The 12,864-nt window shown below is 63.7% G+C and carries 10 protein-coding genes and 1 pseudogene; 1 reads left to right on the top strand and 10 read right to left on the bottom strand.

Annotated elements, in window-relative coordinates; translation table 11 throughout:
- Positions 1-59: 59 nt before the first annotated feature.
- The 9 genes and pseudogenes from AC3G88_RS21190 to fabG all read right to left on the bottom strand — a co-directional run.
- Positions 60-833: pseudogene (locus AC3G88_RS21190) on the bottom strand (IS1595 family transposase); the annotation flags it as partial.
- A gap of 1,813 nt (positions 834-2,646) precedes the next feature.
- Positions 2,647-3,669, bottom strand: a complete 1,023-nt coding sequence (locus tag AC3G88_RS21185) for an NAD(P)H-dependent flavin oxidoreductase (protein WP_488893844.1) — start codon at positions 3,667-3,669, stop codon at positions 2,647-2,649.
- A 10-nt stretch (positions 3,670-3,679) separates the two neighbouring features.
- Entirely contained in the window at positions 3,680-4,729 is a 1,050-nt protein-coding gene (locus AC3G88_RS21180; RefSeq protein WP_488893843.1) for a CaiB/BaiF CoA transferase family protein, read from the bottom strand.
- A gap of 36 nt (positions 4,730-4,765) precedes the next feature.
- Positions 4,766-5,722, bottom strand: coding sequence for a Bug family tripartite tricarboxylate transporter substrate binding protein (locus tag AC3G88_RS21175; protein WP_488893842.1), 957 nt, complete (start codon positions 5,720-5,722; stop codon positions 4,766-4,768).
- 53 nt (positions 5,723-5,775) lie between these two features.
- Complete coding sequence (locus tag AC3G88_RS21170; protein WP_488893841.1) at positions 5,776-7,893, bottom strand: acetate--CoA ligase family protein; 2,118 nt, start codon at positions 7,891-7,893, stop codon at positions 5,776-5,778.
- 32 nt (positions 7,894-7,925) lie between these two features.
- Positions 7,926-8,717, bottom strand: a complete 792-nt coding sequence (locus AC3G88_RS21165; protein WP_488893840.1) for a citryl-CoA lyase — start codon at positions 8,715-8,717, stop codon at positions 7,926-7,928.
- Between the two features lie 22 nt (positions 8,718-8,739).
- A complete protein-coding gene (locus tag AC3G88_RS21160) occupies positions 8,740-9,240 on the bottom strand; it encodes a MaoC/PaaZ C-terminal domain-containing protein (protein ID WP_488893839.1) in 501 nt (166 codons plus the stop codon).
- An 11-nt stretch (positions 9,241-9,251) separates the two neighbouring features.
- Positions 9,252-10,400, bottom strand: coding sequence for an acyl-CoA dehydrogenase family protein (locus AC3G88_RS21155; protein ID WP_488893838.1), 1,149 nt, complete (start codon positions 10,398-10,400; stop codon positions 9,252-9,254).
- A gap of 21 nt (positions 10,401-10,421) precedes the next feature.
- The gene (fabG, locus tag AC3G88_RS21150) at positions 10,422-11,174 is read right to left on the bottom strand and encodes a 3-oxoacyl-ACP reductase FabG (protein ID WP_488893837.1); all 753 of its coding nucleotides are present in this window, start codon (positions 11,172-11,174) and stop codon (positions 10,422-10,424) included.
- Positions 11,175-11,455: 281 nt separating this feature from the next.
- On the opposite strand from fabG, the gene AC3G88_RS21145 reads away from it, so the two are divergent.
- Positions 11,456-12,202 (top strand): IclR family transcriptional regulator, encoded by a 747-nt coding sequence (locus AC3G88_RS21145; protein ID WP_488893836.1) that lies wholly within the window; start codon positions 11,456-11,458, stop codon positions 12,200-12,202.
- A 26-nt stretch (positions 12,203-12,228) separates the two neighbouring features.
- Here the strand turns inward: AC3G88_RS21145 and AC3G88_RS21140 are convergent, their stop codons facing one another.
- Complete coding sequence (locus AC3G88_RS21140) at positions 12,229-12,723, bottom strand: hypothetical protein (protein ID WP_488893835.1); 495 nt, start codon at positions 12,721-12,723, stop codon at positions 12,229-12,231.
- Between the last annotated feature and the right edge of the window lie 141 nt (positions 12,724-12,864).

Genomic DNA, 12,864 nt, shown 5'->3' with positions numbered 1-12,864 from the left:
AACCCGCATGGCTGCTAGGGCTGGCTACCCCGGCAAACTGCAGCGAAATCAAGGGGACCCCGATGCACGCCGGCCATCGAGACATGCGCTGGCACCTCGGCGCCAAGCATCACATTGCGCTGGTGGTCATAGCCCAACTTGCTCAAGGACCGGTAGGCTGCCGACCCGTCGGTCCTGACCTGGGCACCAGGCTCAATCGACGCCTGCACGAACGGAATGACGCACTCGTGCGCATCGCTGCGAATACGCTGCAAGCGTATCCGGCCGAAGCCCTTGGGCTGGAGCACTTCGACAGCCAGGATGACCAGCACCTTGCTCGTGCTGTTCTTGCGCTTGGTGGCCGAGATAGGGGCTTCGCGGTCTGTGATGGCAAGGTAGGTCTCGTCAACCTCAACACACCCCCTCAGGCGCTCCCGCTCCGGCCGCACCATGGCCCGGCGGAACCGGTGCAACATGGTCCAGGCGGTCTGGTAACTGCCCAGGCCCAAGACCCGTTGCAGGCCAAGGGCGCTCACGCCTTGCTTCTGATTAGTTAGATACCAGGCGCCGGCCAGCCACACTCGTAGCGGGGTGCGGGTCTTGTCGAATATCGTGCCAGCGGTCACGGTAGTTTGATGGCCGCAACTACGGCACATCAAGCGAGTACGGCTCGACCGATAAGGCTCGGCCGCGACACCGCAATCAGGACAAATGAATCCCTGCGGCCACCGCAATGTCTCCAGGTAGGACAGGCAAGCGTCTTCCGTGCCGAACCGGTCCAGAAATTCGTTCCAGTTGCGGGGGTAGTCCTTGCCGGCTTCTGGCGGTAAGATGCGTTCTACCTGTATATCCATCCAGTAATTCTGGCATAGCTGGAGCTAAGTGGATACCCCTTATATATATACAGATATGAAGCCATCAACCCTCACCGGTCACCGAGAAAACGGACAACAAATGTCGCTGCTGGCTGAGCCTCTTCCCGTGGGGCAAGCGGCAACTCGGGCAGTTATTGGCGACGCACAGAGCCACGTGCCTGCTGCGCCGATGGGCGGTGGCTCCCAATTGGATCCAGCGTCGATTCATCCGTCTCTTTGGCGGGGTAGTCAGCTTGCCCGACCGGTAGGACGAGTTGTTACCAGTGGCGTTCAGGTGTTGGACGCGTAGCTTCCTGGAGGAGGCTGGGCGGAAGGCGCTGTTGCTGTCAACGCCAATCGAAATTTGCACGTTGGGGGTGCGGCCGAAACTTGCAAAGAGCCAAGCCAATGTTCCTGCACTCATTGTGCAGCACAGCATTGACGAATACCCCTGTTGGGCGGTGGTGCTGGCCTGAAGCGCCAGACTTTTGAGCAGCGTGTTGCCGGTCAAAAGCCTTACACGGTCATTGAACATCCGGCGTCGGGATCCGGCCATGAAGAGTCGCTCGCTGCGCCCTCCGCTTGGACAGTCGGGTGACCGCTACGCCTTGATCGCGGACCTTCTGGCATTGGTCAGATTCAGCGTTGGAGTGCCTACGGCGCCATTTCCAGGGTGCGTGAGATCTTTCAACAAAAGCCAGGAGGGCATTGCGGAGCGTACTAGCCCATTTGCCTGAGAAGCTCCTACCGCTTGATGGCGTAAGCGCGAGCCCACTCATTTACCAAGCGAGTCTTGCCGCCCAGAAGCAGCGCGCTTGATTGCTCCTTGCACGAACGACTGCCACCAATAGGTTGGATATATGGCTCTCAGCAACAACTCGGGCCCCTATGCATGCATGCCTCACCCCACTCAAATGGGGTACTTGGATGCATCTCAGTTGTAATTCACATCTGCTCACGACACTTCTGACACGGGTCTAGGAACACGTTCTCTGCGGCTCTTAAGTCTTGTAGCGCAAGCGTTGTCCCACCCTCAGGCTCCTAACGCAACGCGACGGGCGGGACAGATGGACCATCCCACAAAATACTCAGAGCCGGTCAAGCGGCGCATCCACCGGGTTTCACACCTAACGCAGCGAAATTGTGTGGCGGAGCCAAGTTCATTCGTAGTGGCCGTATTCTCCTGTTCCAGCCAGCGATGTGGTGTATAGCGTCGTCGATCGCCATCCAATGCACAACAGTCCTGGCAGGGCGCAAGAGACCTCTGCGCCGACCTGGACTTCCCTGCGGCCTTCAAACTACTTACCTGGGCTTTACTCCAACGGCCGACCACAGCCCAAAATAGAGCATTCAGAGCCTTTTCACTTAACGCCTCCCGTGCCGCGGCATTCAGCTTCAAATGGGATGTCCTGAGCAGGCCGAGTTCCGCCGCGCACGCAATCCATATAAGCTGCTCCTGTCCCGACTCTGTTTTGATTCGAAAATCTACAATGGCGGAAAGGCGGCTGAAATAGTGTCCCCCGCTTCTCGCATCGGACGCATCCTTCTCTGCCCGTCGACGGGCATCTCTAACTTTCGCCAAGACGGTCGATATATTCCGAATGGACTGACTCCTTGTCACGGCGCCTCCTCGACTTGCACGACCAGCCCGTCTCGACGGCCGAGTGAACCCCGGCAGACAGCTATTGCGCGAATTCCATGATGTGTTCCGGCGCTTATCGCCGGTGATTCTTCATCGGACTTCTGATTCGGCATCTGCGGAGTGCATCGCCCCGCTTGCATGACGACGACTCTCACGCGTCAACGCTGCGGATTAGCTGCCGCGACCGCCTTGCACGAGGCAGTGCCCAAGCGATTGAGTCGCTTGCACCGCGTCGCCCATCAGCCGCTCCACGATCAATCCCGCCGGATGAATGCCATCGGCAAAGCCGCCTGCCGGCCCCAGCGAAACGATGCCGGCCTCCACGTCGCCGTCGCGGTAAACCTTCTCGCGCGTGCGCGACGACAGGATGAGATCGCCGAAATCAGCATGGCGGCGCGCGCCATTCGCTTCGAGGCGGCGTACTTCGCGGGCCGCGGCGTTGTCGAGCACCCGCCAGGTGTCGCTAAGCGAGTCCATGATGGTGATGGACCCATTGATCCCGGACGCGATGATCCGGCGCTTGAGTGCATCGTGCGCAGTAGTCTCTGCGGCCACCATGAAGCGACTGCCCATGACCACGCCGTCCGCGCCAAGCGCCAGCGCGGCGGCGATCTGCCGGCCTGTGCCGATGCCTCCGCCGAGGACTAGGGGCACGCTCACGCTATGCAGCGCATGCGCGCCGTTGACAAACGTCGGCAACGGATTCGCTCCCGGATGGCCGCCCTCTTCCATGCCTACCAGTGCCACCGCATCTACTCCGCAGCGCTCCGCGCTCAGCGCATGGCGCACGCTTGGGCACTTGTGGATCAGGATGCCGCCGCCCCGCTGAATCGGCCCGACCAGTTCGCCGGGCGGGCCTCCAGCGCTCTCGAAGTGCCGCACGCCCTCTTGCAGCGCGACGCGGATCCAATCCTGCACCGCGGAATTGGCATCGTCGCGACGCGCAAGTGTGATGTTGACGCCGAATGGCCGGCCGCCGGTCAGCGCGTGGCAGCGGCGCAAGTCCGCGCGCAATGCGTCGGGCGACGCGAATGAGCGCGCCGTAATGAAGCCCATCCCACCCGCATTGACCACGGCTGCCACGAGGCCAGACTCGCCAAGGATGTGCATGCCGCCGAGCAGCAACGGATGACGAATGCCGAACAGGGCGGTGATGCGCGTGCGGAACGACGGCGCGTGCTGCGAAGGGTGCATCAGCGCTCTCCTACATGCCGGTCATCGTGACGGGATAGCGGATGAAGGCCGCCTCGCCATCGCTACGGATCAGCCGGCGTTCAACGGCGTGAGCGGAGGCGCGCAGTGCCGACGGCTCCACGACTCGCGACGCGGGAACGTCCGCCGCATCGAGCAAGGCAAGCAGCGTGCCGGCCTCGAGTGTCGCCACCCGAGCGGAGATTGCGGCATTGATGCGCGGCGCATCGTGGACCCGTGAGGCGAGCCGCTCGTAGCCGGCAAGCGGCAGGTCCAGCGCAAGCGCGGTTGCCAGCCGGCTCCAGAAGTGGTCCTCCAGCGCACCGAGCGAAACATGGCTGCCGTCCGCCGTGCGGAACACGCCGTAGGCCGGCTTGGCGAGGACATCGTTGCGCTGCGCCGCCAGGTTGTCGAGGCCCGCCTCGTCGAAATGCCCGAGGCGGGGGTTCATCCAGTGCATCACGCAATCTGTCAGCGACACGTCCAGGTACTGTCCGACGCCTGTGGTTTGGCGTTGCACCAGGGCGGCAAGCGTGCTGGACAGTGCATACATCGCGCCACACAGGTCAGCCAGCGGCAGACCGGCGCCGTGGTCCGGCCGCTCGGGCTCGGAGCCAGAAAGCGCCAGGACGCCGGCGGTTGCCAGGTAGTTGACGTCGTGGCCCGGCGACTTCGCCAATCGTCCGGTCTGACCGTAGCCGCTTAGGGAGACATAGACGATGCGCGGATTCAGCGCTGCCAGCGCTTCGTAGCCGAAGCCGAGGCGGTCCATCACGCCCGGGCGGTAGCCTTCCACAACGACGTCGGTCTCGGCCACCATCTCCCGGATGCGCGTGGCCTGCGCGGGATCCTTGAGATCCGCCATCACGCTCTGCTTGCCGCGGTTGACCGAGGCGAACAGGCCGGGCGCCATGACCCGGGCGTTGTCGCCGTGCGGCGGGCGCTCGATTTTCTGGACGGACGCCCCCAGTTCCACGAGATTCTGGGTGAAGAACGGACCGGGCAGGAGTTCCGAGAAATCCAGGACCCGGATGCCCGCAAGCGGCAGGGTGTGTTGAGTCATATTGTGTGTGTTAGCTGAACGATGAAACGAGGCCGGTCATTCCGCTGACACGCGGGCAGTTTCCAACACGCGCTTCCACTTGCCCGCATCGGCGTGTACATAGTCGGCGAACTTCGGCCCCGGGAGCAGCAGCGGCGTGCCGCCGAACTCGCCGAATTTCGCTTGGATGGATTTCTCCTGTGCAGCGCTGCCGAAGGCCGCCTGCAACTTCGACACGACCGCTGGCGGTGTTCCCTTCGGCGCGAACACACCGGTCCACGACTCCGACGTCGCCTTCGCCAGGCCAAGTTCGCGCAAGGTCGGCGTGCCAGGCAGCGCCTCGGTGCGGTTCTCGCCCGTGATCGCCAGCGCCCGCAGGCGGCCGGACTTGACATGGGCTGCCGTCGACACGGGATAGTCGAACGCCATGTCAAGGTTGCCGCCGAGCAGGTCGGTGATCGCTCCGGCGCTGCCCTTGTACGGCACATGGCGCAGCTTGACACCGGCTATCGCCTGGAACAGTTCGCCGGCAAGATGCGCGCCCGTGCCGACGCCGGGGCTGCCATAGGTGACTTCACCTGGATGTTGTTTCGCATACGCGATCAGCTCGGGCAAGGTCTTGTACGGCCGCGATGCATTTGCCACGATCACGTTGGGGATGGCGATCAGTCCCTGCACGGCCTGGAAATCGGCGTCCGGCTTATACGAGATCGACTTGTAGATGTACTGGTTGGTGACCTGCGTGCCCTGCGTGCCGAGGAAGATCGTGTAGCCGTCGGCCTCGGCATGCGCCGCATAGCTGGCGCCGATATTGCCACCGGCTCCAGGCCGGTTGTCGACCACGATCGGCTGGCCGAGCAGCTTCGACGTGTGCTCCGCGACTGCGCGGGCCACATTGTCGGCGATGCCTCCCGCCGTGAACGGCACGATGAGCTTGATGGGACGGGTCGGGTAGGCCGTTTGCGCGTGCGCGGAGGCCACCACGCATCCCACGGTGGCGGCCAGCATGGCCATGCGTTTGAACATGAATATCGCTCCTTGTACGATGGGTCGGGCGAAGGATCCGCTCAAGCGGACATGCCTTCGATCAGTACGGCATCCAGCGCCATGGCACCGGCCTTGCTGACGAGTACGGGGTTGAGGTCGAGTTCTTCCACCGGCGCGGTGCCGGCGCCGTGGCAGACGAAATCCGACACCGCCACCAGCAGCGCCTCGAGCGCCCCGACATCGGCCGGCTCGCCGCCGCGGAAGCCCTTCAGCAATTCATGGCAGCGCGTCTCGCGCACCATCGCCGCGGCTTCGCGGCGCGTGAGTGGCAGCAAGCGACGGCTGACGTCCTTGAACAACTCGACGAACACGCCGCCCATACCGAACGTGATGACCGGCCCGAACAGCGGATCACGGTGCACTCCAACCAGCGTCTCCACACCGCCCCTGCGGTCGGACATGCGCTCGATCAGCACACCATCCACATGCGCCTCGGGGTATGCCTTTGCGGCATTGGCGACAATTGTGCGGAACGCCTGGCGCACGGCTTCCTGCTCACGCAGACCGACGACCACGCCGCCGATGTCGGACTTGTGCAAAATGTCGGCGCTGGCAATCTTGGCGACCACCGGGCCGTCGAGACGCCTGGCGATTGCAGCGGCCTCGTCTTCGTCGCGCGCCACTTCGCCGGGCGGCACCGCCACGCCGGCGCGCGCAAGGATGGACTTGGCCTGCGCCTCGGACCAGGTGCGGCAGGTCTGCGGCTCCGTCACCGCCGTCGTGCAAATCAGCGGCAACCACGACGGGTCGAACGCCCTGCGCCAGGCGCCGCAGACATTCCAGCGCTGCATCGCCTTGATCGCCTTGCCGAGCGTGCGCACCGGCGTCAAGCCACCTGCTACCAGCACATCGAAGCCCTCTCCGAGCTTGTCGCTCATCCAGACCGGGATGATCGGCTTCGAGACGGCTGCCTGCACCCTGACCATGTTCTCGCAGGCCCCGCGCGTCACCTCGCCATATTCCATCGGCAGCGGGAACAGCACTGCATCCACGTTCGGGTCGCTGGCAACCGCCAGCAGCGAGCCGTAGCTGATCTCCGGCTTGACCAGGATCTCCGCGGTCGTATCGACCGGATTGCCGATGGCCGCAAAGGCGGGCAGCAATTCGCGCAGCGTGTCGGTCGTCTGCGGCGCCAGCCTGGCGAGTTCCAGACCGGCCGTGCCGAGCATGTCGGCGGCAAGCGCCACGGTACCGCCCGAGAACGAGTACAGCGCCATGCGTACGTCCCGCTCGGGCACTCCGCGCGAGAGCAGCGCTGCGGTGTCTATCAGTTCGTCGATATCGTCGACTTCGATGATGCCGAGTTGCCGGAACGCAGCGCTGTTGATTTCCGCCGTGCCCGACAGTGCCGCCGTGTGCGACTGCGCTGCCTTCACGCCGTACTCCGACTTGCCGACTTTCAGCGCCACGATGGGCTTGCCAGCCGCCGCCGCGTTCAGCGCGGCACGCGCGAAGCGCGGCGGATCGTTGATGCCCTCCAGCAGCGTCACGATAACCTTGATCTCCGGCATCGTGACCATGTGGTTGATGTAGTCGCTGACTGTCAGGTCCACCTCGTTGCCACTGGAGCACCAGAGGCCGATGCCGACGCCCCGCGCACACGCCTGCAGAAACGTCCGGCCGAGCCCGCCTCCCTGCGTGGCCAGGCCGATCGGGCCGGGCATGAGGTCGTGGCGCGACGCAGGCGAGAACGTGAAGCCCAGACCCTTGTTGATGTTGGTCAGCCCCGGGCAGTTGGGACCATAGACACGGATCCCGGTCTCCCGCGCGACCTCCCGCATACGCGCTTCCAGCAACGCACCCTCTTCGCCCGTTTCGGCGAATCCGGACGTCAGCACCACGGCAAAGCGAATGCCCCGGCGACCGCACGATTCGATGACCTCGTTGGCCACCGCTGCCGGGACCGCGACGATGGCGAGATCCGGTGCGTACGGCAAATCTTCCACGCGCCGGAACGCGGGGCGCCCCCCAACTTCGTCGCGCGTGGCGTTGACAAGAAACAGCTCGCCCTCGAAGCGCGAGTGTTCGACGATATTCTCGAGCGCACGCTGACCGAGACTCGCGGGCCGGTCGGACGCGCCGACCAGCACCACCGACCGCGGGTCCATCAGCAGGCTCAGGTCTTGAAATGTCTCCATGTTTCCTCCAGTCATTCTTGTCGGGACGGTGCTTATGCCTGCTTCGGCTTGCGCACGGGCAACTCATTGCGCGGGTCTTGCGCGAGCACGAGGTCCCACACCTGCTGGCCGATGGGGTTCTGGCGCTCCTCGTAGAGGTGCGCGAGCAGGCCGGCGGCGCGGCCGACGAGCATGAAACCGCGCGCCAGAAGCGGCTCCAGCCCCATGTCGCCGACGATGGCGCCGACAGCGCCGACTGCGTTCATTGGCAGGTTCTTGCCCATCTCCTCGCGGAACACCTTCTCGATCGCATACATCAGGCGCCAGTGCTTGCCGAAGTAGCCGTTGTCGCGCGACGCCTGGGCCAGCGTGGGCACGCGCGGGTCGCCGTTCACATGGATCGGATGCCCGACGCCGTAGATCGGCTGCTTCTTCTCGCGAGACTGCCGAATGACTTCGCGAGCGCACGCCAGCACTGCCTCGTCGGTGGCATCGTCGGCCAGGTCGCGCGCGGCATGGATCAGCAGTTCGGCCGAGTTCTGCGTGGTGCCCAGGAACACGCTGCCGGCGCCGAGCAGGCCCGCGGCCACTGCTGCCTGCATGGCCTCGGGCGCACCGAGGTAGGTCAGGCGCGCGCTCATTGCGCTCGGCGTGAGACCGTGGTCGCAGGCCGCCACCAGGATCAGGTTGATCATCCGCTTCTCGCGCGCGTCCGGCAGGCGGCCGAGGATGGTAAGCATCATCATCTCGACAAAGTCGACCTTGCCGAGCAGTTCCTGCGAGAGGTCCTTGCCGCGCACGGTGATCCTGTCGACGGTGGTGTATCCGATTTCGGTGGTGATCATTTGGGGTTCCTCGATCTGTCGTCTAACAGGCGGTCGGGCGGCGCAGCACCATCATCCGGGCGTCGCACTCGCAGACCACTTCGTTGCGTTGGTTGATGGCCTGGCGGCGGAACTCGACGATGCCGCGCGCGGGGTTCGACGTTTCGCGGCGTCCACTCACTTCGATGCGGCCATGGATGGTGTCGCCGATCAGGGTTGGCTTGGGAAAGCGCAGGTTCATCTCCAGCAGCCCGACCAGTGACGGCTCGATCATCTGGTTGACGACCGTGCGCGTGTTCAACCCCGACAGGATTGAGGCCACCAGCATGCCGTGAGCGATGCGTTTGCCCCAGGCCGTGCCGGACGCATACTCGGCATCGACGTGAAGCCGGTTGTAGTCGGCACTCAGCCCGGCGAAGCCCACCACGTCGGCCTCGGTGATCGAGCGGCTGGCGGTCTCGAAGACCAGGCCAGGCTCCAGGTCCTCCCAGTAGTACTGGAGGGCGGACAGCGCCGCGAGCGACGGCGTGGATGCGGTGTGCATGGCGATTCCCTTCAAACGATGGCCGACACGCCGAGCACCTCGCGCCCGACGATCAGGGTCTGGATCTCGGCCGTCCCCTCCGGGATGCTCGCGCCGCTGGTATCGCGAAAGATGCGTTCGAGCGGGTACTCGGTCGAATAACCGAGCCCGCCGTGCACACCGATGGCAATCTTCGCCACCTCGTGCGCCGCCTCGGCCGCGTAGAGCTTGGCGATCGAGCACTCGATGCGCGACGGCAGGCCCTTATCCAGCGACGCCGCCGCCTTGTAGCCCAGCGCCCGCGCGGCTTCCACGCGCACCATCATGTCGACGATGTGCTTTTGCACGAGCTGGAAATGCGCGATGGTCTTGCCGAATTGCTTGCGCGTCTTTGCGTATTCGATCGACAGGTCCAACGCCGCCTGCGCAGCGCCGACCGCGCCCATCGCGATGTTGAGGCGGCCATAGTTCAGACCGACCGACACGGCCTTCAGCGCGCCGCCCTCCTTGCCGAGCAGGCTGGACTTCGGCAAACGGATGTTGTCGAGGAACAGTTCCGACGTGCCTGACGCCTTGAGCACCATCTTGTCGACCAGGCGCGCCTCGACCTGCGTCTCGGATTTGTCGAGCAGGAACAGAGAGTGGCCGCCGTCGCAGGTGGCGCTGTAAGTGCGCGCCAGCACGAGCGCATAGTCGGCCGCCACGCCGTTGGTGATCCACAGCTTTGTTCCCGACAGCAGATAATGGTCGCCCTTGTCGTCGGCGCGGGTCTCGATGCCGGCCGGATTCGAACCGTGGTTCGGCTCGCTCAGCGCCACACATACGCGCTTGCCACTCGCCAGCACCGGCGCGAGGAAGTGCGCCTTCTGCTCCGCCGTGCCGTGCCGGCTCACCAACCGCATGAAAACGTTGGTAATGTTGACGATGGTGCGCAGCGAGCCCCAGAAGTAGCCGGCCTCCTCCAGCATCATGGCCCACGTGACGACGTCGAGGCCGAGGCCGCCGTCTTCTTCCGGGAGCATGCCGCCGATGTAGCCGAACTGTCCGACGCCGGCCAGCACGTCGAGCGGGATGCTGCGGTCGCGCTCACATGCGTCGATGCGGGGCACCACCTCGTTGCGCATATACCGGCGAATGCTATCGCGCAAGGCGACCTGTTCAGTGCTGAAATCGAAATCCATGCTTGTTGCCTTTTCGAGGAATCAGGAAGAGAAGCGGCCGCCGGTCACGAATAACGTAACGCCAGTGATATAGCGGGCGCGCTCCGAGGCCATGAAGGCCACGGACGAGGCGATGTCCTCAGGCATGCCAAGGAAGCCGACAGGAATCCTTTCCAGCGCCGTCTCGCGCAGCCTCTCGTAGGTAGGGTTGGCGCGCATCTGTTCGGTTTCGACGAAACCCGGTGCCACCGCATTGACCGTGACGCCGAACTTCGCCTGCTCCTGCGCCAGCGCGCGAGTGAAGCCGACGAGTCCGAGCTTGGCCGCGCTGTAATTGGTCTGGCCCGGATTGCCGAACACCGAGCGCGACGAGATGTTGACGATGCGGCCCCACTTGCGCGCCATCATCCCGGGCAGCACGGAGCGCGTGCAGTGGAACGCGCCCTTCAGCACCACGTCGACCACCGAATCCCATTCCGGCTCGGTCATCTTCGTCAGGTAACGGTCCTTGTTGAAGCCGGCGTTGTTCACCAGGATGTCGACGCCACCAAAGGCTTCGGTGGCGTCCGCCACGACTTGCTGGACGTCGGACAACTCACATACGTCCGCCCGCGACGCAATGGCCTCGCCTCCGGCCGCCACGATCTCCTTAGCCACCTGCTCGGCCACCGCCAGGTCGATATCGGAAACGACCACCTTCACCCGCTCCCCGGCGAGCATGCGTGCCGTCTCTGCCCCGATTCCCCGTCCGCCGCCCGTCACGACGGCGACCTTGCCACCAATGCCCAAATCCATTTCTTCCTCCTTTGACAGTCGTCATGTCGCGCCTCATCCCTGCGACATCTCGCTGCAGTCTACGTAATGCCGCAGAGATGGTCAACTCACCGATACCGCGCTGAGGAGCGGCTTTGGTGTGCCGATGACTTCACGGATTTCGTAAAAATCATTTACTTTCAATATGTTATCTATATTTTCATTTTCCAAAAAATGAATAAATATGCACATCACAAAGAAATGGCTTTGATCTTCCCTGCGAAATCCCGCAGAATCCACCCTTCGAATCTCTTTTGCCACACATGCCGAACTTCGTCCCCGCGTCCGCCCGCACCATGGCGGTCTTCGAACTTTTTGCCCGCGAACAGCGCGAGCTTTCCAATTCCGAGATCGCACGACTGCTCGAACTGCCCGAAAGCACATGCACGGACTTGCTGCATACGCTGCTCGAATTGGGCTATTTCGCGCGGACGGCACAAACGCGGCGCTTCTATCCCACGGCAAAGCTTGGTGAAGTACTTCAGCGGCTCGAGCAGAAGGATCCGGTGCTTTCAGCGGGAACAGAGGCTGCGACCCTGCTGGCGGAGCGCACGGGCGAAACGGCGCTTGTCGCCCGGCTGGAAACGGCCACCGTGCGGGTGGTCGCGGTGCAGCAGGGCAGGCACCAATTGCGCTATGTCCTGACCGCCGGCGAGCGTATTGCACTGCATACTTCGGCGATGGGCAAAGCCCTCCTTGGCGCACTGCCCCCGGACGAAGCCTTGCGCAGGCTTCGGCTCAAGCCGCTGCGCAAAGTGGTCTCGGGCACCGTGACCGATGCGGAAGAGGTGGCGCGCGACGTCGAGGAAGGCCGCAAGCGCGGCTGGTACGCGTCAAGCAGCGAAGGCAGCGAAGGCGTGGATGCGCTGGCTGTCTCCGGCTTTCTTGGGCCGGAGCCCCTGTCGCTGTCACTGGCGGGCCCCGCCGACCGTATCGCCCGGCATCACGAGGAATACCTGGAAGCGCTGCGCGAGGTCGCGGCAGCGATGTTCTCGAAGCGGGTCGCGTAGAACACGGATAGCCGCTCCATGCAAATTCATGTACGGCTGCGGCGCGAACGAAGCCACAAAAACTGCAACACCGATCCCAGCACAAAAATACCTAGCCACGCGGCGAGCGATGCGCGCACGATTGGGGATTCGGGGCCATTCGCGAGGGGCTGACTAACCGGTAGTCGTGTCAGCGTCTCGTTGATCCCGGGGACCAACAGCAGAAAGAGGCTGAACGTGAACGCGAACTGCGATAGATACAGCCGCGCAGGCCCCAAGACTTTGATTCGCGGGACGAGTAGTCCGCCCAATATTGCGAGCAGCGCCAAGATGCCGAGTGCGTGCCCGACATTGAAGTCGCCGGTGCTGGACAAACCAAACGATGTGAACACCGATACCACCATCCCTGCCAGGTAAATCCTGGCGGACCGGGTAGTGCTGTCAATCTTTTGATATCGGGCAAAGCTATAGAGACCTACGGCGACCGTCACCAAGCTGACAATGGTGTGACCCGCGCCCAAAGAGGAAATGGGATGAGGCATAGGACAATCACTCCTTCTGAAGGTGTAGCCCCGGATCGCCGTGGCGCTGGCGACACGGGAGAACGTAAGGGGCCAATCAAGACATAAGCTGGCAACCACCCAGCAGGAACGGGTTGACGCTATCGAACACGGCAGCGGAAC

Source organism: Cupriavidus sp. 86D6, assembly GCF_057815095.1.
This window is presented reverse-complemented; position numbering and strand designations above follow the sequence as displayed.

What these genes read in the sequence shown, in the direction of transcription:
- AC3G88_RS21140 (WP_488893835.1), bottom strand. Translation starts at nt 12,723, where the DNA reads ATGCCTCATCCCATTTCCTCTTTGGGCGCGGGTCACACCATTGTCAGC.
- fabG (WP_488893837.1), bottom strand. Translation starts at nt 11,174, where the DNA reads ATGGATTTGGGCATTGGTGGCAAGGTCGCCGTCGTGACGGGCGGCGGA.
- AC3G88_RS21180 (WP_488893843.1), bottom strand. Translation starts at nt 4,729, where the DNA reads ATGACTCAACACACCCTGCCGCTTGCGGGCATCCGGGTCCTGGATTTC.
- AC3G88_RS21175 (WP_488893842.1), bottom strand. Translation starts at nt 5,722, where the DNA reads ATGGCCATGCTGGCCGCCACCGTGGGATGCGTGGTGGCCTCCGCGCAC.
- AC3G88_RS21160 (WP_488893839.1), bottom strand. Translation starts at nt 9,240, where the DNA reads ATGCACACCGCATCCACGCCGTCGCTCGCGGCGCTGTCCGCCCTCCAG.
- AC3G88_RS21165 (WP_488893840.1), bottom strand. Translation starts at nt 8,717, where the DNA reads ATGATCACCACCGAAATCGGATACACCACCGTCGACAGGATCACCGTG.
- AC3G88_RS21185 (WP_488893844.1), bottom strand. Translation starts at nt 3,669, where the DNA reads ATGCACCCTTCGCAGCACGCGCCGTCGTTCCGCACGCGCATCACCGCC.
- AC3G88_RS21170 (WP_488893841.1), bottom strand. Translation starts at nt 7,893, where the DNA reads ATGGAGACATTTCAAGACCTGAGCCTGCTGATGGACCCGCGGTCGGTG.
- AC3G88_RS21145 (WP_488893836.1), top strand. Translation starts at nt 11,456, where the DNA reads ATGCCGAACTTCGTCCCCGCGTCCGCCCGCACCATGGCGGTCTTCGAA.
- AC3G88_RS21155 (WP_488893838.1), bottom strand. Translation starts at nt 10,400, where the DNA reads ATGGATTTCGATTTCAGCACTGAACAGGTCGCCTTGCGCGATAGCATT.